Annotated in this window: 17 protein-coding genes; 12 read left to right on the top strand and 5 right to left on the bottom strand. The window is 69.9% G+C overall.

Annotated elements, in window-relative coordinates; genetic code table 11:
* Positions 1 to 8: 8 nt before the first annotated feature.
* Together EHO50_RS30335 and EHO50_RS30330 are read right to left on the bottom strand one after the other, a co-directional pair.
* Positions 9 to 896: an amidohydrolase family protein gene (locus EHO50_RS30335; RefSeq protein ID WP_128434390.1), complete on the bottom strand. Its 888-nt coding sequence runs from the start codon at positions 894 to 896 to the stop codon at positions 9 to 11.
* 3 nt (positions 897 to 899) lie between these two features.
* Positions 900 to 1,817, bottom strand: a complete 918-nt coding sequence (locus EHO50_RS30330) for an SDR family NAD(P)-dependent oxidoreductase (protein WP_128434389.1) — start codon at positions 1,815 to 1,817, stop codon at positions 900 to 902.
* Between the two features lie 226 nt (positions 1,818 to 2,043).
* On the opposite strand from EHO50_RS30330, the gene EHO50_RS30325 reads away from it, so the two are divergent.
* From EHO50_RS30325 to EHO50_RS30310, 4 genes are all read left to right on the top strand, one after another.
* Positions 2,044 to 2,469, top strand: a complete 426-nt coding sequence (locus EHO50_RS30325; RefSeq protein WP_128434388.1) for a MarR family winged helix-turn-helix transcriptional regulator — start codon at positions 2,044 to 2,046, stop codon at positions 2,467 to 2,469.
* A 101-nt stretch (positions 2,470 to 2,570) separates the two neighbouring features.
* Positions 2,571 to 3,932: an MFS transporter gene (locus EHO50_RS30320; RefSeq protein ID WP_128434387.1), complete on the top strand. Its 1,362-nt coding sequence runs from the start codon at positions 2,571 to 2,573 to the stop codon at positions 3,930 to 3,932.
* Positions 3,929 to 5,308 (top strand): prolyl oligopeptidase family serine peptidase, encoded by a 1,380-nt coding sequence (locus EHO50_RS30315; protein WP_246101563.1) that lies wholly within the window; start codon positions 3,929 to 3,931, stop codon positions 5,306 to 5,308. The genes EHO50_RS30320 and EHO50_RS30315 overlap by 4 nt, the downstream gene beginning before the upstream one ends.
* Positions 5,305 to 6,060 carry an IclR family transcriptional regulator gene (locus tag EHO50_RS30310; RefSeq protein ID WP_128434385.1) on the top strand — a complete coding sequence of 252 codons (756 nt, stop codon included), beginning with the start codon at positions 5,305 to 5,307 and terminating at the stop codon, positions 6,058 to 6,060. The genes EHO50_RS30315 and EHO50_RS30310 overlap by 4 nt, the downstream gene beginning before the upstream one ends.
* 137 nt (positions 6,061 to 6,197) lie before the next feature.
* On the opposite strand, the gene EHO50_RS30305 is transcribed toward EHO50_RS30310, so the two are convergent.
* Positions 6,198 to 6,485 (bottom strand): DUF1905 domain-containing protein, encoded by a 288-nt coding sequence (locus EHO50_RS30305; RefSeq protein WP_128434384.1) that lies wholly within the window; start codon positions 6,483 to 6,485, stop codon positions 6,198 to 6,200.
* Positions 6,486 to 6,715: 230 nt separating this feature from the next.
* Here EHO50_RS30305 and EHO50_RS30300 point away from each other — a divergent pair, with 230 nt between their 5' ends.
* Together EHO50_RS30300 and EHO50_RS30295 are read left to right on the top strand one after the other, a co-directional pair.
* The gene (locus EHO50_RS30300; RefSeq protein ID WP_128434383.1) at positions 6,716 to 8,113 is read left to right on the top strand and encodes a glycoside hydrolase family 16 protein; all 1,398 of its coding nucleotides are present in this window, start codon (positions 6,716 to 6,718) and stop codon (positions 8,111 to 8,113) included.
* 103 nt (positions 8,114 to 8,216) lie between these two features.
* On the top strand, positions 8,217 to 8,765 hold the full coding sequence (locus EHO50_RS30295; RefSeq protein WP_128434382.1) for a GNAT family N-acetyltransferase: 549 nt from the start codon (positions 8,217 to 8,219) through the stop codon (positions 8,763 to 8,765).
* 11 nt (positions 8,766 to 8,776) lie between these two features.
* On the opposite strand, the gene EHO50_RS30290 is transcribed toward EHO50_RS30295, so the two are convergent.
* Positions 8,777 to 9,250, bottom strand: a complete 474-nt coding sequence (locus tag EHO50_RS30290) for a GNAT family N-acetyltransferase (protein WP_128434381.1) — start codon at positions 9,248 to 9,250, stop codon at positions 8,777 to 8,779.
* 57 nt (positions 9,251 to 9,307) lie between these two features.
* Complete coding sequence (locus EHO50_RS30285; RefSeq protein ID WP_128434380.1) at positions 9,308 to 10,204, bottom strand: helix-turn-helix domain-containing protein; 897 nt, start codon at positions 10,202 to 10,204, stop codon at positions 9,308 to 9,310.
* A gap of 177 nt (positions 10,205 to 10,381) precedes the next feature.
* On the opposite strand from EHO50_RS30285, the gene tkt reads away from it, so the two are divergent.
* From tkt to gnd, 6 genes are read left to right on the top strand one after another with little or no spacing between them, the layout of a single operon-like run.
* Positions 10,382 to 12,457, top strand: coding sequence for a transketolase (gene tkt / locus EHO50_RS30280; RefSeq protein WP_128434379.1), 2,076 nt, complete (start codon positions 10,382 to 10,384; stop codon positions 12,455 to 12,457).
* A gap of 19 nt (positions 12,458 to 12,476) precedes the next feature.
* Positions 12,477 to 13,625: a transaldolase gene (gene tal / locus EHO50_RS30275; RefSeq protein ID WP_128434378.1), complete on the top strand. Its 1,149-nt coding sequence runs from the start codon at positions 12,477 to 12,479 to the stop codon at positions 13,623 to 13,625.
* On the top strand, positions 13,622 to 15,151 hold the full coding sequence (zwf, locus tag EHO50_RS30270; protein ID WP_128434377.1) for a glucose-6-phosphate dehydrogenase: 1,530 nt from the start codon (positions 13,622 to 13,624) through the stop codon (positions 15,149 to 15,151). The genes tal and zwf overlap by 4 nt, the downstream gene beginning before the upstream one ends.
* Positions 15,148 to 16,083 carry a glucose-6-phosphate dehydrogenase assembly protein OpcA gene (gene opcA, locus EHO50_RS30265; RefSeq protein WP_128434376.1) on the top strand — a complete coding sequence of 312 codons (936 nt, stop codon included), beginning with the start codon at positions 15,148 to 15,150 and terminating at the stop codon, positions 16,081 to 16,083. The genes zwf and opcA overlap by 4 nt, the downstream gene beginning before the upstream one ends.
* Positions 16,084 to 16,087: 4 nt before the next feature.
* Entirely contained in the window at positions 16,088 to 17,740 is a 1,653-nt protein-coding gene (gene pgi, locus EHO50_RS30260) for a glucose-6-phosphate isomerase (RefSeq protein ID WP_128434441.1), read from the top strand.
* A gap of 10 nt (positions 17,741 to 17,750) precedes the next feature.
* A complete protein-coding gene (gene gnd, locus EHO50_RS30255; protein ID WP_128434440.1) occupies positions 17,751 to 18,629 on the top strand; it encodes a phosphogluconate dehydrogenase (NAD(+)-dependent, decarboxylating) in 879 nt (292 codons plus the stop codon).
* Positions 18,630 to 18,632 lie beyond the last annotated feature (3 nt).

Raw genomic sequence — 18,632 nt, 5'->3', positions numbered from 1 at the left:
CACGCCCCTTACGGTTTCGTCAGCCCGAGCAGGCGGGCGGCGTTCTCCTTGAGGATCTTCGGCTTGACCTCGTCCTTGATCGACAGCTTCTCGAAGTCGGCGAGCCAGCGGTCCGGGGTGAGGACGGGGAAGTCGGAGCCGAAGAGCACCTTGTCCTTCAGCAGCGTGTTGGCGTACTGCACGAGCTGCGGCGGGAAGTACTTGGGCGACCAGCCGGACAGGTCGATGTGCACACCGGGCTTGTGCGTGGCGACGGCGAGCGCCTCGTCCTGCCAGGGGAAGGACGGGTGCGCCAGGATGATCTTCAGGTGTGGGAAGTCGGCGGCGACGTCGTCCACGTGGAGGGGGTTGGAGTACTTCAGCCGGATGCCGCCCCCGCCGGGGACTCCGGCGCCGATGCCCGTCTGGCCCGTGTGGAAGAGGGCGATCGTGCCCGTCTCCTCGATGACCTCGTAGAGGTCGTAGGCCACCGAGCGGTCGTTGGGGAAGAAGCCCTGGATGCTGGGGTGGAACTTGAAGCCCTTCACCCCGTACTCCTCGACCAGGCGACGGGCCTGCTTGACGCCCGCCTTCCCCCGGAAGGGGTCGATGGAGGCGAAGGGGATGAGGACGTCGGAGTTGGCGGCCGCGGCCTCGGCGACCTCCTCGTTCGGGACGGGCGGCGTGCCGGTCGCGGACTCGGCGTCGACCGTGAAGATCACGGCGGCCATCTTGCGCTCGCGGTAGTAGGCGGCGGTCTCCTCCAAGGTCGGCTTCCGCTTGCCCTCGACCTTGAAGTAGGCGGAGGAGGCGTCGTGCAGGTCGTCGTCCAGGGAGGAGTGGCCCTTGGAGGACACCTCCGCGTGGGTGTGGACGTCGATCGCGACGAGTTCCTCGACGTTGAGGGTCGCTGTCATGGCTTACGCCTCCGGGAACTTGGGCGCCGGGATGCCGACCGACTGGAGCTCGGCGCCGACCGAGGTGGGCCAGACGTGGGCCAGGGTGTCGGGGGTCCAGCCGCCGTCGGCGTAGGCCGCCGCGATCTCCTGCGGATGCGACCAGAGTGCCACCTTGTCGCCGCCGATGCCGATGGCCTGGCCGGTGATGCCACGGGCCGCCTCGGAGGCGAGGAACGGGACGAGGGCCGCGCAGTCCTCGGGGGTGCCGAAGCCCTCGCCCTTGCGCAGGAAGTCCGGCAGCGGCTCGCCGTTCTTCATGGCCTCGATGTACGGGGCGAACGCGGGGATGGTCTCGGTCATCGCGGTCGCGGCGACCGGCACGATGGCGTTGACGGTGATGTTCGCGCGGCCGAGCTCCATCGACCAGGTGCGGGCGAAGGCGGCGATGCCGGCCTTGGCGGCGGCGTAGTTCGTCTGCCCGAAGTTGCCGCGCTGGCCCGCCGGGGAGCCGACCAGGATCAGGCTGCCGCCCTCGCCCTGCTCGCGCATGCGGACGGCGGCGGCGCGGGCGCAGGTGAACGTGCCCTTGAGGTGGGTGGTGATCACCGCGTCGAAGTCCTCGTCGGTCATCTTCCACAGGACCTTGTCGCGCAGGATGCCCGCGTTGGTCACCAGGATGTCGAGCCGCCCGAACTCCTCGACCGCGCGGTTCACCAGCCGCTCCGCGGCCTCGGTGGTGCCGACCGGGACGACCTCGGCGACGGCGGTGCCGCCGGCCTCGGTGATGGACTTCACGGCCGCCTCCGCCACGGCCTCGTCGACGTCGTTGACGACCACGGAGGCGCCGTGCGCGGCCAGGGCGTGGGCGTAGGCGAGGCCGAGGCCGCGGCCACTGCCGGTGACGACGGCGGCCTTGCCGGTGAGATCGATGCTGGGCACGGGAGGGTCCCTTCGACGGGGGGTGCGGCTACGAGATCGAAGCGGCTGACGAGATCGAAGTTAAAAGCAATAATTGTTGTCGTCAATAGTTGTTGGTGACCTTCGGGTGCGTCATGCTGGAATCTGCACAGAGAAACCCCCGCCACCAGGGGCCGAGATCAGGGAGTCCGCCATCGCCCGCCAGCACGCCACGAACCCGGCACCCATCGATGCGAACGAACCGTGGATGCGCGGACTGCACGCGGACACGGGTTACCTGCTGTACCGCCTGGGCCTGCGCTCGGGTCAGCTGTTCAACACGTTCCTGCAGGAGTCGGGGCTGCGCCTGCGCCACTACGCGGTGCTGCGCTTCCTCGTGACGTCCGAGGGGGCGCTCCAGCGCGAGCTGAGCGCGCAGCTCGGCTACGACCCGAGCGCGATCGTCGGCCTGGTGGACGATCTGGAGAAGCTGGGCTTCGCCGAGCGCCGCCCGTCCCCCGACGACCGCCGCAGCCGCATCGTCGTCCTCACCGCCGAGGGCCGCACCTTCCTGCGGGACACCGACGAGGCGGGGCTGCGGGTGACGAACGACCTCCTGGACCCGCTGGATGAGGCCGAACGCGAAACCCTGCACGGGCTGCTGCTGCGGATCGCGGAGGAGCGGCCGAGCTGATGTTGTGCAACTTATTGACGGCTGCACGATGACTGCCTAACTTCACCGGGGCATCGGCTTGTCCCCAGCCGGTGCCAGGCCCCGGCATCAGGGAGCTCATCGTGCAGCCATCCCCTACGTCCGCCCCTCAACCGTCCCCCGACACCCGCCAGTTGCGCCGCGTCGCCCTCTCCGGGCTGCTCGGCACCGCGGTCGAGTTCTACGACTTCCTCGTGTACGGCACGGTCGCCGCGCTCGTCTTCGGCGATCTGTTCTTCCCCAAGGCCGACCCCGCGGTCGGCACCATCGCGGCCTTCGGCACCTTCGCCGCCGGCTATGTGGCCCGCCCGCTCGGCGGCATCGTCTTCGGCCACTTCGGCGACCGGATCGGCCGCAAGTCGATGATGCTGCTGACCATGCTGCTGATGGGCTGCGGAAGCTTCCTCATCGGCCTGCTGCCCACCTATGACGCGATCGGCGTGTGGGCGCCCGTCCTGCTCGTGACCCTGCGCGTGGTGCAGGGCCTGGCGATCGGCGGCGAGTGGGGCGGCGCGACCCTCATGGTCGTCGAGCACGCCGAACGCACCCAGGGCGCCCGGCGCGGCCTGTGGTCCAGCTTCACCCAACTCGGCGCCCCGCTCGGCTCGGTGCTGTCGGCCGGCGTGGTCACGCTGGTCTCCGCCCTGCCGGACGACGAGTTCCGCGCCTGGGGCTGGCGGGTGCCGTTCCTGCTGAGCATCCTGCTGCTGGGCGTCGGTCTGTTCGTGCGCCTCAAGGTCGCCGAGAGCCCGCTGTTCGCCCAGGCCAAGCGCGAGCCGAAGCCCGACCGGCCGCCGGTGGTGGAGGTGCTGCGGCGGCCCAAGCCCGTGCTGCTCGCCGCCTGTGTCGGCATCGGCGCGTTCACCGCCCAGTCACTGCTGACCGGATTCATGATCTCGTACGCCGTCCAGCACGGGTACACCCGGCCGCAGGTGCTCACCGCCGTGACCGTCGCCTCCTGTGTGGCCCTGGTGGTCCTGCCCGCCGCGTCCGCGCTCTCCGACCGGGTGGGCCGCCGTCCGGTGGTCCTGGCCGGCGCCGTCGCCTCGGCCGCGCTCGCCTTCCCCGTGCTGGCGCTGGTGAACTCCGGCTCCCCCGGGCTGCTGATCCTCGCCCTCGCCCTCGGGCACGGCGTCGCCCAGTCCACGATGTACGGCCCGCTCGGCGCACTGCTCAGCGAGATGTTCGGCACCCGGGTCCGCTACACCGGCGCCTCGCTCGGCTACCAGGCGGCCACCCTGCTCGGCGCCGGGTTCTCGCCGCTGATCGCCAGCAGCCTCCTCGCCTCGTCCGGCGGCAGCAGTACGCCCGTCTCCCTGCTGCTGTGCGGCGGCGCGGCGATCACCGCGCTCACCGTGTGGCGGCTGCGCGAGACACACACCGACACGCTGGACGCCCCCGGCTCCCCCGCCCACACCCCCACACCGGAAGGGACGCTCCGTTGAGATTCCGCACCCGTATCGCCTTACTGACCGCGGCTGCCGTGTGCGCGGCCACCGCGACCGCGCTCCCCGCACAGGCGGCGACCGACACCCACCTGGAGGGCAAACTCCCTTCTGGCGCCGCGTACTTGATGGACGTACCCGCCGACTGGAACGGCACCGTGCTCCTCTTCAGCCACGGCTACCGCCCCGCAGGCTCGCCCAGCCCCGGCGAGGACTCCCCCGACTCCACCACCCGCGACAAGCTCCTGGCCGAGGGATACGCACTGATCGGCTCCTCGTACGCCACGAACGGCTGGGCGGTGACGGATGCCGTGCCCGACCAGCTCGCCACCCTCGACCTGTTCACGGAGAAGTTCGGCACGGCCGGGCGGACGCTCGCCTGGGGCCGGTCGTACGGCGGCCTCGTCACGACGGCCCTCGCCGAGCGGCACGCCGACCGCTTCGACGGATCGCTGTCGATGTGCGGGCTGGTCCAGGGCGGGGTGGCCAACTGGAACAGCACCCTGGACCCGGTCTTCGCCCTGAAGACCCTGCTCGCGCCGGGCGCGGACATCCCGCTCACCGGGTTCGCCGACCAGGCGGCCGCGGTCGCCGCAGCGAACACGCTCGCCTCGAAGACCAGCGCGGCCCAGCAGACCCCCGAGGGCCGCGCCCGCATCGCCCTCGCCGCCGCGCTGCACAACATCCCGGGCTACAACGACGCCACGCAGACCAAACCGGGCCCGACCGACTGGCAGACCCAGCAGGCCAACCAGTACACGGCCGTCACCGGGCTCATCCAGAGGCCCGCCTTCAGCTGGCGGCAGGAGGCGGAGAGCCGGGCCGGTGGCAACATGTCCTGGAACACCGGGGTCGACTACACCGCGATGCTCGCCCGCTCCCCGCTGTACAAAGAGGTGACCGAGCTCTACCAGGAGGCGGGACTGTCCTTGCGCACCGACCTCACCGCCCTGAACCGTGCACCCCGGATCTCGGCCGACCCCGCGGCCGTAGGGTGGATGCGGCACACCAGCGCCTTCTCGGGCCGGCTCGCCGACCCCCAGCTGAACATCCACACGACCGGCGACGCCCTGATCCCCGTCCAGGCCGAGAGCGCCTACCGGCGGGCCGCCACCGCGGCCGGCTCCGGTGCCCTGCTCAGCCAGGCCTACGTCGACGCCCCCGGCCACTGCACCTTCACCCCGGGCGAGAGGCTGGGCGCCCTGCACACCCTGGAGCACCGGCTGGACACGGGCCACTGGGACGCCTCGCCGGAAAGCCTCAACTCCCGTTCCCAGCAAGCGGATTCGACGACCGAGGCACGTTACGCGGCCTACCGGCCCTCCACCTACCCCCGCCCGTACGACCTGGCCCATCCGGGAGACGCCCGGCCATGACCACCCGCTCCGCGCCCGACCGGCTGCTGTCCGTCCTCGGGGCCTTCGACCTCGAGCACCCGGCGCTGTCCCTGACGGACATCAGCCGGCGGGCCGGGCTGAGCCTGACCACCGCGCACCGGCTCGTGGCCGCCCTCACCGAGTGGGGCGCCCTGGAGCGGGACGAGGCCGGGCTCTACCACGTCGGGCTGCGGCTGTGGGAGATCGCGGCGCTGGCCCCGCGCGGGCTCGCGCTGCGGCAGATCGCGCTGCCGTATCTGGAGGACCTGTACGAGGCGACGCACGAGAATGTGCAGCTGGCGGTCCAGGACGGGCCCGAGGTCGTCTACATCGAGTGGCTCTCGGGGCGCTCGGCGGTCGGCGTGCACATCCGGGTCGGAGCGCGCTGGCCGCTGCACGCCACCGGGGTGGGGCTGGCGCTGCTCGCGCACAGTGCCCCCGGGTTCCAGGAGGAGTACTGCGCCGGGCCGCTCGCCGCCTTCACGCCGTACACCGTCACCGAACCCGCCCGACTGCGCCGCGTCCTGGCCGAGGTACGCCGCACGGGGGTGGCGGTGAGCAGCCGCCAGGTCACCGACGACGCACTGTCGGTGGCCGCACCGGTGCGCGGCCCGGGCGGCTCGGTGGTCGCCGCCGTGTCCGTCGTCGTCCCCCAGGCCGACGCCCAGGTCCCGGTGCTGGTGCCGGCGGTGCGGCTCGCGGCGCGCGGGATCTCGCGGGGGTTGGGGTGGCAGCCGGAGAAGGAGGAGTAGGGGCCCTGATCGCCCCCGTCGCCGCGCAGCCGACCGGTGGCCTGCTCGGGCTAGGCCCTGTCGTTTGGATCAGGCCGGCTGTGAGGTGCAGTGCCTTCAGCCGGCCCGCGACGCCGGGATGATCCAAATGACAGGGCCTAGAGGCGGACGGTCATCTCCACGGCCACCTCGTCGCCGGACCCGATACCCTGCGGCCGCCGTACCGCGTTCTTGAGCGGCAGCAGGTAGCCCCCGTCCTTGGGAAAGAGCGACGTCTCGAAGGCGACCTCGCCGACCCGTGCCTCGACCGGGATCACGCCCCAGCCGTACGTGGCCATCGCGGCCACTTCGCGGATGTCGGCGGACTCCTCGTCCGGCACCCGGACGAAGTAGTACGGCGCCGGCCCGCGCCATTCGATCACCGAGCCGGTGAAGGCGAGCTCCATACGGTCTGGGCCTCTTCTCTCTGCCGAATCTCTCTCCCGGCCATCCTCACTTTCCCTATTCATAGGGTGAACTCGGCTGTGACGGAAGGGTTTTCTCTGCTTCACCTCTTGACGGCCAGAGCGCCGGGGAGCACATTGGCGACACTTTGAGAGCGCTCTCAGACGTTACTCGCGGCGCTCTCGAAGGCACCCGCACCCCACTCCCCGTACACCGAGAGGCAGCACCCCCCATGAGTGAACCCTCCGGCATACACCGCAGACGGCGCCCCCTCAGGCGCGTGCTCGTCGCCGTGCTCGGCACGCTCGGGCTCGCGGCGGCCGCCGCCACCGTCGCCGTCCCGTCCGCGAACGCCTCCGCGCCCGCACCCCCCTCGGGCTGGACACAGGTCTTCCTGGACGACTTCAACGGCTCCGCCGGCACCGGCGTCAACACCTCCAACTGGCAGTACTCGACCGGCACTTCATATCCGGGCGGCCCCGCCAACTGGGGTACCGGCGAGGTCGAGACGATGACGAACAGCACGAACAACGTCTCGCTGGACGGCAGCGGCAACCTCCGCATCACGCCCCGGCGCGACGCGGCCGGCAACTGGACCTCGGGCCGTATCGAGACCGTGCGGACCGACTTCCAGCCCCCGGCGGGCGGCAAGTTGCGCGTCGAGGGCCGCATCCAGATGCCGAACGTCACGGGCACCGCCGCCGAGGGCTACTGGCCGGCTTTCTGGATGCTGGGCGCGCCCTACCGCGGCAACTACCAGAACTGGCCGAGCGTCGGCGAGCTGGACATCATGGAGAACGTCCAGGGCCGCAACACCGTGTGGGCCACGATGCACTGCGGGACCAACCCGGGCGGCCCGTGCAACGAGACCACCGGCCTCGGCAGCTCCACGGCATGTCCGGGCTCGACGTGCCAGTCGGCCTTCCACACCTACAGCATGGAGTGGGACCGCTCGGTGAGCCCCGAGACGATCCGCTTCTACGTCGACGGCACCCAGTTCCACTCGGTCAACGCGAGCCAGGTGGACGCGACGACCTGGTCCAACGCCACCAACCACGGCTTCTTCATCATCCTGAACGTGGCGATGGGCGGCGCCTTCCCGGACGCGTTCGGCGGCGGCCTGGACGCCGACACCCAGCCCGGCAACCCCATGGTCGTCGACTACGTGCAGGTGCTGTCGGCCAGTGGGAGCGGTACCACGCCCCCGCCCTCGGGGAACCGTGACGCCTACAGCGCCATCCAGGCCGAGTCGTACGACGGCCAGAGCGGCGCGAGCACCGAGTCCACGTCGGATTCGGGCGGCGGACAGAACATCGGGGCCCTCGCGAACGGCGACTGGGCGCTGTACAAGGGTGTCAACTTCGGCTCCACGGCGGCCACTCAGTTCGTCGGCCGGGTGGCGAGCGGTGCGACGGGCGGCGTCAGCGGGCTGGTCGAGGTCCGCCTGGACAGCCGTAGCAACGCGCCCGTCGGCAGTTTCGCGGTGGCCAACACCGGCGGGTGGCAGTCGTGGCGGACCGTCCCGGCGAACATCACCGGCGTGACCGGCACGCACGACGTGTATCTCACCTTCACCAGCGGTCAGCCTTCCGACTTCGTGAACGTGAACTGGTTCAACTTCGGCCGCTGACAGTGCCGTTGCCGATGCCCTGCGAGCCCTCCGCGGCCTCGCGGGGCATCGGTCTGTCAGCCCTGGCCGGCAGCAACTCCCATGTGTGATCCAGAATGATGGGATGGTCACGCTCGAGACTCGTCGTTTGATCCTGCGTCGGTGGCGCGAGGAAGACGTTGCGCCCATGGCTGCCGTCAATGCCGACCCCGAGGTCATGCGGTGGATCCGTGACGGCAGCGTCCGCGACGAACAGCAGACTCGCAGCGGGATCCAGGCGTGGGAGAGCGAGTGGGAGTCACAGGGCTTCGGCCTGTTCGCCGTGGAGATCCGGTCCACTGGCGAGCTGGCCGGGTTCACCGGCCTTTCGGTGCCCCACTTCTTGCCGGAGGTACTGCCGGCGGTTGAGGTCGGCTGGCGGCTGGGACGTTCCCACTGGGGGCAGGGGTTGGCCACCGAGGCCGCTGCGGCCGCTGTACGGTTCGCGTTCGAAGAGCGAGGACTGGAGCGGATCGTCAGCATCACTCAAGTGGGCAACGACGCCTCCGAACGGATCATGACCAAACTGGGGATGCATCCGGTCCGTGAGACCGTCAATCCCACCTGCGGTCGGCGAGTACGGGTATACGAGTTGTCGTCGGACCAGTACCGCCCAATGCTGGATTCTCGGTGACGGTTGGTGGGTCAGGGCCGCGAGACGTCGAGCGGCAGATCTCGGTGGAACACGGCCATTGCCTGGCCGGGGCCGTTGTAGTCGTCGACGATCTTCGCGTCGAAGCCGAGGCTGCGATGGAAGGCGATCGAGCCGGTGTTCCCGACTGACGTGATCGCCTTCAACTTCCGTGCACCGTGACGTTCCGCTGCTTCAGCGAACGCCGTGTACAGACGACGCCCGAGACCGGTGCCACGGGCATCGTCCCGCGTGGCGATCAGATGCACGTACCCGGTGCCGTCCGGGGTGACGAACCCGAAGACGTACCCGCGGATTCCGTCCTCGGCCCGGGCAACCAAACAGGTGGAACCGAACTCCTGCACCAGGGCCAGAAGATGCAGCGACCGAAGGTCGCGTTCGCCCCAGTAACGGGAGTGGTCAGCCAGGACCTGGTGGAAGTCGGCCACCGCGGCCGGTGCGATGTGTATCCCCATGATGACGATCATGGCAGGCGACCTGACCGTTTACAGGCGCAGGGGCGCACGTTGCCCCTGCGGGGCGCTTCAGCGCAGGTCCGCTCGGAATGATGCCGGCGTCACGTCCGTGTGCTGGTGGAAGAACTTGGAGAAGTTCGCCGCGTCGGGGAACCCTACGGCCGCGCCCACCCGGCCGATCGGCATGTCCGTGTGGGCCAGGAGCCGCTTCGCCTCCAGGATCACGCGCTTGTCGATGAAGCCCTTGGGCGTCTCACCGGTGGCGGCGCGGACCGCGCGGACGAGGGTCCGGCGGGAGTAGCCGAGTTGGTCGGCGTAGGCGCTGACGCTGTGGTTGGTGGCGAAGCCCTTCTCCACGGCGTCCCGGAAGAGCGTGAAGGTCGTGTCGGCCTGTTGGCGCGCGGCCTCCGCCGAGCTCGCGGCGAGGTGGGCCAGGCGCAGCAGGAATGCCGTGAGGGAATGACGCAGAACTGAGGTGTGCAGGCTCAGGGGGAGGGTCGTGGTGTCCTCGTACTCGCGCTGGAGTTGGGCGAGGGCCGAGCGCAGCGCGGTGAGTTGGGCATCGTCGGGGCGCAGCAGGGGTGGGAGGTCGTAGCGGTAGAGGCCGGTGGCCTCGACCGTGGCGCGGGGCAGGAAGCCGGGCTGCATGGTGAGGACGGTGCCCCGGTAGTCGCCGGCCCGGGAGAAGCGGTGGACCTGGCCCGGGCGGATCCACAGCAGGTCGCCGGCGCTCGCCTCGTACTCCGTGAAGTCGATCATGTGGCGCACGGGTCCCCGGCTGAAGAGCATCACGACGTGGAAGTCGATGCGGTGCACGCGCTCCAGCGGCGCCTCGTCGGCGTGCCAGGTGTGGTCGGTGCTGCCCATCGGGCCGATCTGCATGCCGACGCCGCCGACGCTCAGCTCGACGGGGAAGGGGAACGTTCTGATCCCTCCGTCGCCGCCTTCGACCCTTGTGTCCACCATGTCCGTCTCGTGCCGCCTCAGTTGCGCGCCGCCCATGCTCAGCCGTGCGCTGCGCCGGCGGCGGTGTCCCACTTTCACCACAGCCTGACACACGCCGACCTTCCCTCATAAAAGTCAGACTTTTACTTTTGAACGCGTTGGACCAGCCACTTCGCTCCGATCGAGGACTTTTTGAAGATGAGCACGCAGACACCGGACAGCTTCGAATGGACCGAACTCGACCGGCGTGCCGTCGACACGGCCCGCCTCCTGGCGGCCGATGCCGTGCAGAAGGTCGGGAACGGCCACCCGGGCACCGCGATGAGCCTCGCCCCGGCCGCCTACACGATCTTTCAGAAGGTGATGCGACACGATCCGGCCGACCCCGAGTGGACCGGCCGTGACCGCTTCGTCCTCTCCCCCGGCCACACCTCGCTGACCCTCTACACCCAGCTGTTCCTCGCCGGGTACGAGCTGGAGCTCGACGACCTCAAGGCGTTCCGGACCCAGGGTTCGAAGACGCCGGGTCACCCCGAGTACGGGCACACGGCAGGGGTCGAGACGACGACCGGCCCGCTGGGTCAGGGCGTCGCCAACGCCGTCGGCATGGCGATGGCCGCCCGCTACGAGCGCGGTCTGTTCGACCCCGAGGCACCCGAGGGGGAGTCCCCCTTCGACCACACCATCTGGGCGATCGTCTCCGACGGCGACCTGGAGGAGGGCGTCTCCGCCGAGGCCTCCTCCCTCGCCGGCCACCAGAAGCTCGGCAACCTCGTCTTCCTCTACGACGACAACCACATCTCCATCGAGGGCGACACCGCGACCGCGTTCTCCGAGGACGTGCTGAAGCGGTACGAGGCGTACGGCTGGCATGTGCAGCGGATCGAGCCCGCCCTCGGCGGTGACGTCGACGTGGCCGCTCTGTACGCGGCGCTCAAGGCGGCGCAGGCCGAGACCGAGCGCCCCTCGATCATCGCGATGCGCACGATCATCGCCTGGCCCGCCCCCAACGCCCAGAACACCGAGGCCTCCCACGGCTCCGCCCTCGGCGCCGACGAGATCGCCGCCACCAAGGCCATCCTCGGTTTCGACCCCGAGCAGAGCTTCGAGGTCGCCGACGAGGTCCTCGCCCACGCCCGCCGTGCCCTCGACCGGGGCGCCGAGGCGCACGCGGCCTGGGACAAGCAGCTCGCCACGTGGCGCTCCGCCAACCCCGAGCGCGCCCGGCTGTTCGACCGGATCGTCGCCGGTCAGCTCCCGGAGGGCTGGCAGGACACCCTGCCCGTCTTCGAGGAGGGCAAGTCGGTCGCCACCCGCGCCGCCTCCGGCAAGGTGCTCCAGGCGCTCGGCGCGGTCGTCCCCGAGCTGTGGGGCGGTTCGGCCGACCTGGCCGGTTCCAACAACACCACGATCGACAAGACGAGTTCGTTCCTGCCGAAGGGCAACCCGCTGCCGGAGGCCGACCCCTACGGCCGTACCGTCCACTTCGGCATCCGCGAGTTCTCGATGGCCGCGGAGATGAACGGCATCGCGCTGCACGGCAACACCCGCATCTACGGTGGCACGTTCCTGGTGTTCTCCGACTACATGCGCAACGCCGTACGCATGTCGGCCCTGATGCAGCTGCCGGTGACGTACGTGTGGACGCACGACTCCATCGGCCTCGGCGAGGACGGCCCCACCCACCAGCCGGTCGAGCACCTGGCCTCGCTGCGCGCCATCCCGGGCCTGAACATCGTCCGCCCCGCCGACGCCAACGAGACCGCGGTCGCCTGGGCCGAGATCCTCGAGCGGCACTCCACCAACCCGGCCCCGCACGGCCTCGCGCTCACCCGCCAGGGTGTGCCGACGCTGCCGGTCAACGCCGATGCGGCGAAGGGTGGTTACGTCCTTCAGGACTCCTCCGGCGAGACGCCCGAGGTGATCCTCATCGCGACCGGCTCCGAGGTCCAGCTCGCCGTCGCCGCGCGGGAGCGGTTGGAGGCCGACGGGATCGGTACCCGGGTGGTGTCGATGCCGTCCGTGGAGTGGTTCGAGGAGCAGCCGCGCGAGTACCGCGAGAGTGTCCTGCCGTCGGCCGTGAAGGCGCGGGTGGCCGTCGAGGCCGGTATCGGTCTGACCTGGTACCGGTTCGTGGGCGACGCCGGACGCATCGTCTCCCTGGAGCACTTCGGTGCCTCCGCCGACGCCAAGACCCTGTTCGCCGAGTACGGCTTCACCCCCGAGAACGTCGCCGCCGCAGCCCGCGAATCGCTGGCCGCCGCCCGCGGTTGATCCGACCGCCAGAAGGAAGATGATCACAGTGAGCACCGAAGCAACCGCGACCGCGGGAATCCTCGAGCGCCTTGCCGACGAAGGCGTCTCGATCTGGCTGGACGACCTGTCGCGAAGGCGCATCGAGTCGGGCAACCTCGCCGAGCTGATCGAGACCAAGAACGTCGTGGGCGTCACCACCAACCCGTCCATCTTCCAGGCCGCCATCGGCTCCGGCGAGGGCTACGAGGAGCAGCTCGCCGACCTCGCGGTGCGAGGCGTCACGGTCGACGAGGCCGTACGCATGATGACGACCGCCGACGTCCGCGCCGCCGCCGACATCCTGCGGCCCGTGTACGACGCCACCGACGGCCGCGACGGCCGGGTCTCCATCGAGGTCGACCCGCGGCTCGCCCACCACACGGCGGCCACCATCGCCGAGGCCAGGCAGCTCGCCTGGCTGGTCGACCGCCCCAACGTGATGATCAAGATCCCGGCGACCAAGGCCGGTCTCCCCGCCATCACCGAGGTCATCGGCCAGGGCATCAGCGTCAACGTCACGCTGATCTTCTCCCTGGAGCGCTACCGCGAGGTCATGGACGCCTACCTGGCCGGTCTGGAGAAGGCCGCCGCGAAGGGCCTGGACCTCTCCGTCATCCACTCCGTCGCCTCCTTCTTCGTCTCCCGCGTCGACAGTGAGATCGACAAGCGGCTTACGGGGATCGGCACGGAGCAGGCCCTCGCGCTCAAGGGCAAGGCCGCCCTCGCCAACGCCCGTCTCGCCTACGAGGCCTATGAAGAGGTCTTCGGGGGTGACCGCTGGACCGCCCTCGCCGGTGCCAAGGCCAACAAGCAGCGCCCGCTGTGGGCTTCGACCGGTGTGAAGGACCCGGCGTACAAGTCCACCCTGTACGTGGACGAGCTGGTCGCGCCCGGCACCGTCAACACGATGCCCGAGGCCACCCTGAACGCCACCGCCGACCACGGCGAGATCACCGGCGACACGGTGACCGGCGGCTACGCGCAGGCCCGCGCCGACCTGGCCGCCGTAGAGGCGCTGGGGATCTCTTACGACGAGGTCGTCACCCAGTTGGAGGAGGAGGGCGTCGCCAAGTTCGAGGTGGCGTGGCAGGACCTGTTGGACGCCGTCAAGAAGTCGCTCGGCAGCAAGGGAGCTGACGCAGAATGACCCCCGACTGGGACAACCCCCTGCGCGACGCGCGCGACCGCCGTCTGCCCCGGATCGCGGGCCCGTCCGGGCTCGTCATCTTCGGCGTCACCGGCGACCTGTCCCGCAAGAAGCTGATGCCGGCCGTGTACGACCTCGCCAACCGCGGCATGCTGCCGCCGGGCTTCTCCCTCGTCGGGTTCGCCCGCCGGGACTGGGAGGACCAGGACTTCGCACAGGTCGTGCACGACTCGGTGCGCGAGCACGCCCGTACGGAGTTCCGCGAGGAGGTCTGGCAGCAGCTCGCCGAGGGCATGCGGTTCATCCCCGGCGCCTTCGACGACGACGAAGCGTTCGAGCAGCTGCGCAGCACCGTCGACGAGCTCGACAAGGCCCGCGGCACCAGCGGCAACTACGCCTTCTACCTCTCCGTACCGCCGAAGTTCTTCCCGAACGTCGTGCAGCAGCTGAAGAAGCACGGCCTGGCGGACGCCCCCGAGGGGTCATGGCGGCGGGCGGTCATCGAGAAGCCGTTCGGCCGCGACCTCGCGAGCGCCCGTGAGCTGAACGCGATCGTGCACGACGTGTTCGACCCGGAGCAGGTCTTCCGGATCGACCACTATCTCGGCAAGGAGACCGTCCAGAACATCCTGGCGCTGCGGTTCGCGAACCAGATGTTCGAGCCGATCTGGAACCGGTCGTACGTCGACCATGTACAGATCACGATGGCCGAGGACATCGGCATCGGCGGCCGGGCGGGCTACTACGACGGCATCGGCTCGGCCCGTGACGTCATCCAGAACCACCTGCTCCAGCTGATGGCGCTCACCGCCATGGAGGAGCCGGCCGCGTTCGACGCGGGGTCGCTGCTCACCGAGAAGCTGAAGGTGCTCAAGGCGGTGAAGCTGCCTCAGGACCTGGGCAAGCACACCGTGCGCGGGCAGTACGCGGCGAGCTGGCAGGGCGGCGAGCAGGTGCTCGGGTACCTCCAGGAGGACGGCATCGACCCGCGGTCGAAGACCGACACCTACGCCGCCGTCAAGCTGAACGTCGACAACCGGCGCTGGGCGGGCGTGCCGTTCTACCTGCGCACCGGCAAGCGGCTCGGGCGGCGGGTGACCGAGATCGCGGTCGTCTTCCAGCGGGCGCCGCACTCCCCGTTCGACTCCACCGCCACCGAGGAGCTCGGCCAGAACGCGATCGTCATCCGGGTCCAGCCGGACGAGGGCGTGACGGTGCGGTTCGGCTCCAAGGTGCCGGGCACCTCGATGGAGATCCGGGACGTGACGATGGACTTCGCCTACGGCGAGTCGTTCACGGAGTCCAGCCCGGAGGCGTACGAGCGGCTCATCCTGGATGTCCTCCTCGGGGACGCCAATTTGTTCCCCCGTCACCAGGAAGTGGAAGAGTCCTGGAAGATCCTCGACCCGATCGAGGAGTACTGGGACACCCACGGCAAGCCGGCGCAGTACGCGTCCGGGAGCTGGGGACCCGAGGAAGCCGACGAGATGCTCGCACGAGACGGACGGAGCTGGCGCAGGCCATGAAGATCGACCTGACCGACACCACGGCAAGCAAGATCAACAAGGCGCTGGTGCAGGGCCGCCGAGCGATCGGCACGCCGGCCGTGGGCATGGTCCTGACGATGGTGATCGTCACGGACGAGGAGAACGCCTACGACTCGATCAAGGCGGCGGAGGAGGCCTCGCACGAGCACCCCGCGCGCACCCTGGTCGTGATCAAGCGGCACGCCCGGACCCCGCGCGACCGCACCCGCTCCCACCTCGACGCCGAGGTCCGGGTGGGCGCCGACGCCGGTACCGGCGAGACGGTCGTGCTGCGTATGTACGGCGAGGTGTCCGAGCACGCCGACTCGGTGGTGCTGCCCCTGCTGCTGCCGGACGCGCCGGTCGTGGTGTGGTGGCCGGTGGAGGCGCCGGAGAACCCCGCGAAGGATCCGCTGGGGGCGCTGGCCCAGCGCCGGATCACCGATCTGTACACCACCGAGACCCCACTGGCGGACCTGGAGCTGCGCGCCCGCTCCTACGCGCCCGGCGACACCGACCTCGCCTGGACCCGGCTCACCCCGTGGCGCTCGATGCTCGCCGCGGCCCTGGACCAGGCCCGGGTGCCGATCATCTCGGCGGCCGTGGAGGCCGAGGCCGACAACCCGGCCGCCGAGCTGCTGGCCCGCTGGCTGGAGGCCCGCCTCCACGTCACGGCCGAGCGGGTCGTCACCGCCGGACCGGTCGTCACCGGCGTACGGCTCGGCACCGACAACGGCGAGATCGTCATCGACCGCCCCGAGGGCCCGCTGGCCACGCTGTCCCTGCCGGGCCAGCCGTCGCGCACCCTCGCGCTGAAGGTCCGCACCACCTCCGAACTCATCGCCGAGGAGCTCAGGCGCCTCGACGCGGACGAGATGTACGCCATCGCCCTGCGGGGCGAGGGCACCAAGGAGACCCCCGACCATGTCTGACTCGCTGTCCGACTCCCCCCGGCTCACCCGGCGCCCCGAGTGGGTGGCGCTGGAGGATCACCGCGCGGACACGCTGCAGCGCCCGCGGCTGCGTGAGCTGTTCGCGGCCGATCCCGCCCGCGCGCAGCGTTACGTCGTGCGCGTCGGCGATCTGCGCATCGACTACTCCAAGCACCTGATCAACGACGAGACGCTCGCCCTGCTCCAGGAACTGGCCACCGCCACCGATGTGTTCGGTCTGCGGGACGCCATGTTCCGGGGCGAGAAGATCAACGTCACCGAGGACCGGGCGGTACTGCACACCGCCCTGCGTGCCCCGGCCGACGCGGTGATCGAGGTCGACGGCGAGAACGTCGTACCCGCCGTGCACGCGGTGCTCGACAAGATGAGCGCGTTCGCGGACCGCGTCCGCTCCGGCGAGTGGACCGGCCACACGGGCCGCCGTATCCGCAATGTCGTCAACATCGGCATCGGCGGCTCCGACCTCGGTCCCGCCATGGCGTACGAGGCTCTTCGCCCGTTCACGGCACGGGAGTTGACGTTCCGGTTCGTCTCCAACGTCGACGGGGCCGACCTGCACGAGGCGGTGCGGGACCTGGACCCGGCGGAGACGCTGTTCATCGTCGCGTCCAAGACGTTCACCACGATCGAGACGATCACCAACGCCACCTCGGCCCGTTCCTGGCTGCTGGCCGGGCTCGGCGGCGAGGACAAGGCGGTCGCCAAGCACTTCGTGGCGCTGTCGACCAACGCCGAGAAGGTGACGGACTTCGGCATCGACCCGGACAACATGTTCGAGTTCTGGGACTGGGTCGGCGGCCGCTACTCCTACGACTCGGCGATCGGCCTCTCCCTGATGATCGCCATCGGCCCGGACCGCTTCCGGGAGATGCTCGACGGCTTCCACACCGTCGACGAGCACTTCAAGAACGCACCCGCCGAGTCCAACGCCCCGCTGCTTCTGGGCCTGTTGGGCATCTGGTACGGCAATTTCTTCGGCGCCGAGTCGCATGCCGTGCTGCCGTACTCGCACTACCTGTCGAAGTTCACGGCGTATCTGCAGCAGCTGGACATGGAGTCCAACGGCAAGTCGGTGGACCGTGACGGCCATGTCGTGGGCTGGGAGACCGGTCCGGTGGTGTGGGGCACGCCCGGCACCAACGGGCAGCACGCCTACTACCAGTTGATCCACCAGGGCACCCGGCTGATCCCGGCCGACCTGATCGGCTTCGCCCGGCCGGTCGCCGAGCTCAGTGACGAACTCAAGGCGCAGCACGACCTGTTGATGGCGAACCTCTTCGCCCAGGGCCAGGCGCTCGCCTTCGGCAAGACGGCGGACGAGGTGCGCGCGGAGGGTGTCCCGGAGCATCAGGTAGCCCACCGCACATTCCAGGGCAACCACCCCACGACCACGATCCTCGCCCCCGAGCTGACCCCGTCGGTCCTCGGCCAGCTGGTCGCTCTCTACGAGCACAAGGTGTTCGTCCAGGGCGCCGTCTGGAACATCGACTCCTTCGACCAGTGGGGCGTGGAGCTGGGCAAGGTCCTCGCCAAGCGGGTCGAGCCCGCGCTGACCGAGGGCGCTGACGTCCCTGGTCTCGATGCCTCCACCGCCGCTCTCGTGGCCGCCTACCGTGAACTCAAGGAAGTGAACTGACATGACAGCCATGCAGTTGGGCCTCATCGGCCTCGGCAAGATGGGCGGCAACATGCGCGAGCGGATCCGCCGCGCCGGCCACACCGTCATCGGCTACGACCGCAACCCCGAGGTCTCCGACGTCAAGAGCCTCGAAGCACTGGTGCAGCAGCTCGACGCGCCGCGCACGGTCTGGGTGATGGTCCCGGCCGGAACCGCCACCCAGACCGTCATCGACGAGCTCAAGGACCTGCTGTCCCCGGGCGACACGGTGGTCGACGGCGGCAACTCCCGTTGGACGGACGACGAGAAGCACGCTGCCGAACTCGGCATCAAGGGCATCGGCTTCGTCGACGCGGGCGTCTCCGGCGGCGTGTGGGGCCTGCAGAACGGCTACGCGCTGATGGTCGGCGGCGACAAGGAGCACGTGGAGCGCCTGAAGCCGATCTTCGAGGCGCTCAAGCCGGAGGGCCCCTACGGCTATGTCCACGCCGGCCGGGTCGGCGCCGGGCACTTCTCGAAGATGGTCCACAACGGCATCGAGTACGCCATGATGCAGGCCTACGCCGAGGGCTGGGAGCTGCTGGAGAAGGTCAACTCGGTGGACAACGTCCGCGAGGTCTTCCGCTCCTGGCAGGAGGGCACGGTCATCCGGTCCTGGCTGCTGGACCTCGCGGTGAACGCCCTCGACGAGGACGAGCACCTGCAGAAGCTGCGCGGCTACGCGGAGGACTCCGGTGAGGGCCGGTGGACCGTCGAGGCGGCCATCGACAACGCCGTACCGCTGCCCGCGATCACGGCCTCGCTCTTCGCGCGGTTCGCGTCCCGCCAGGACGACTCCCCGCAGATGAAGATGATCGCGGCGCTGCGCAACCAGTTCGGCGGCCACGCCGTCGAGTCGAAGGAGTAGCCC

Origin of the sequence: Streptomyces cyaneus, from assembly GCF_004028635.1 — a bacterium.
Classification (GTDB): Bacteria; Actinomycetota; Actinomycetes; order Streptomycetales; family Streptomycetaceae; genus Streptomyces; species Streptomyces cyaneus.
The sequence above is the reverse complement of the archived record's forward strand: the minus strand, read 5'-3'. Positions and strand labels throughout refer to the sequence as shown.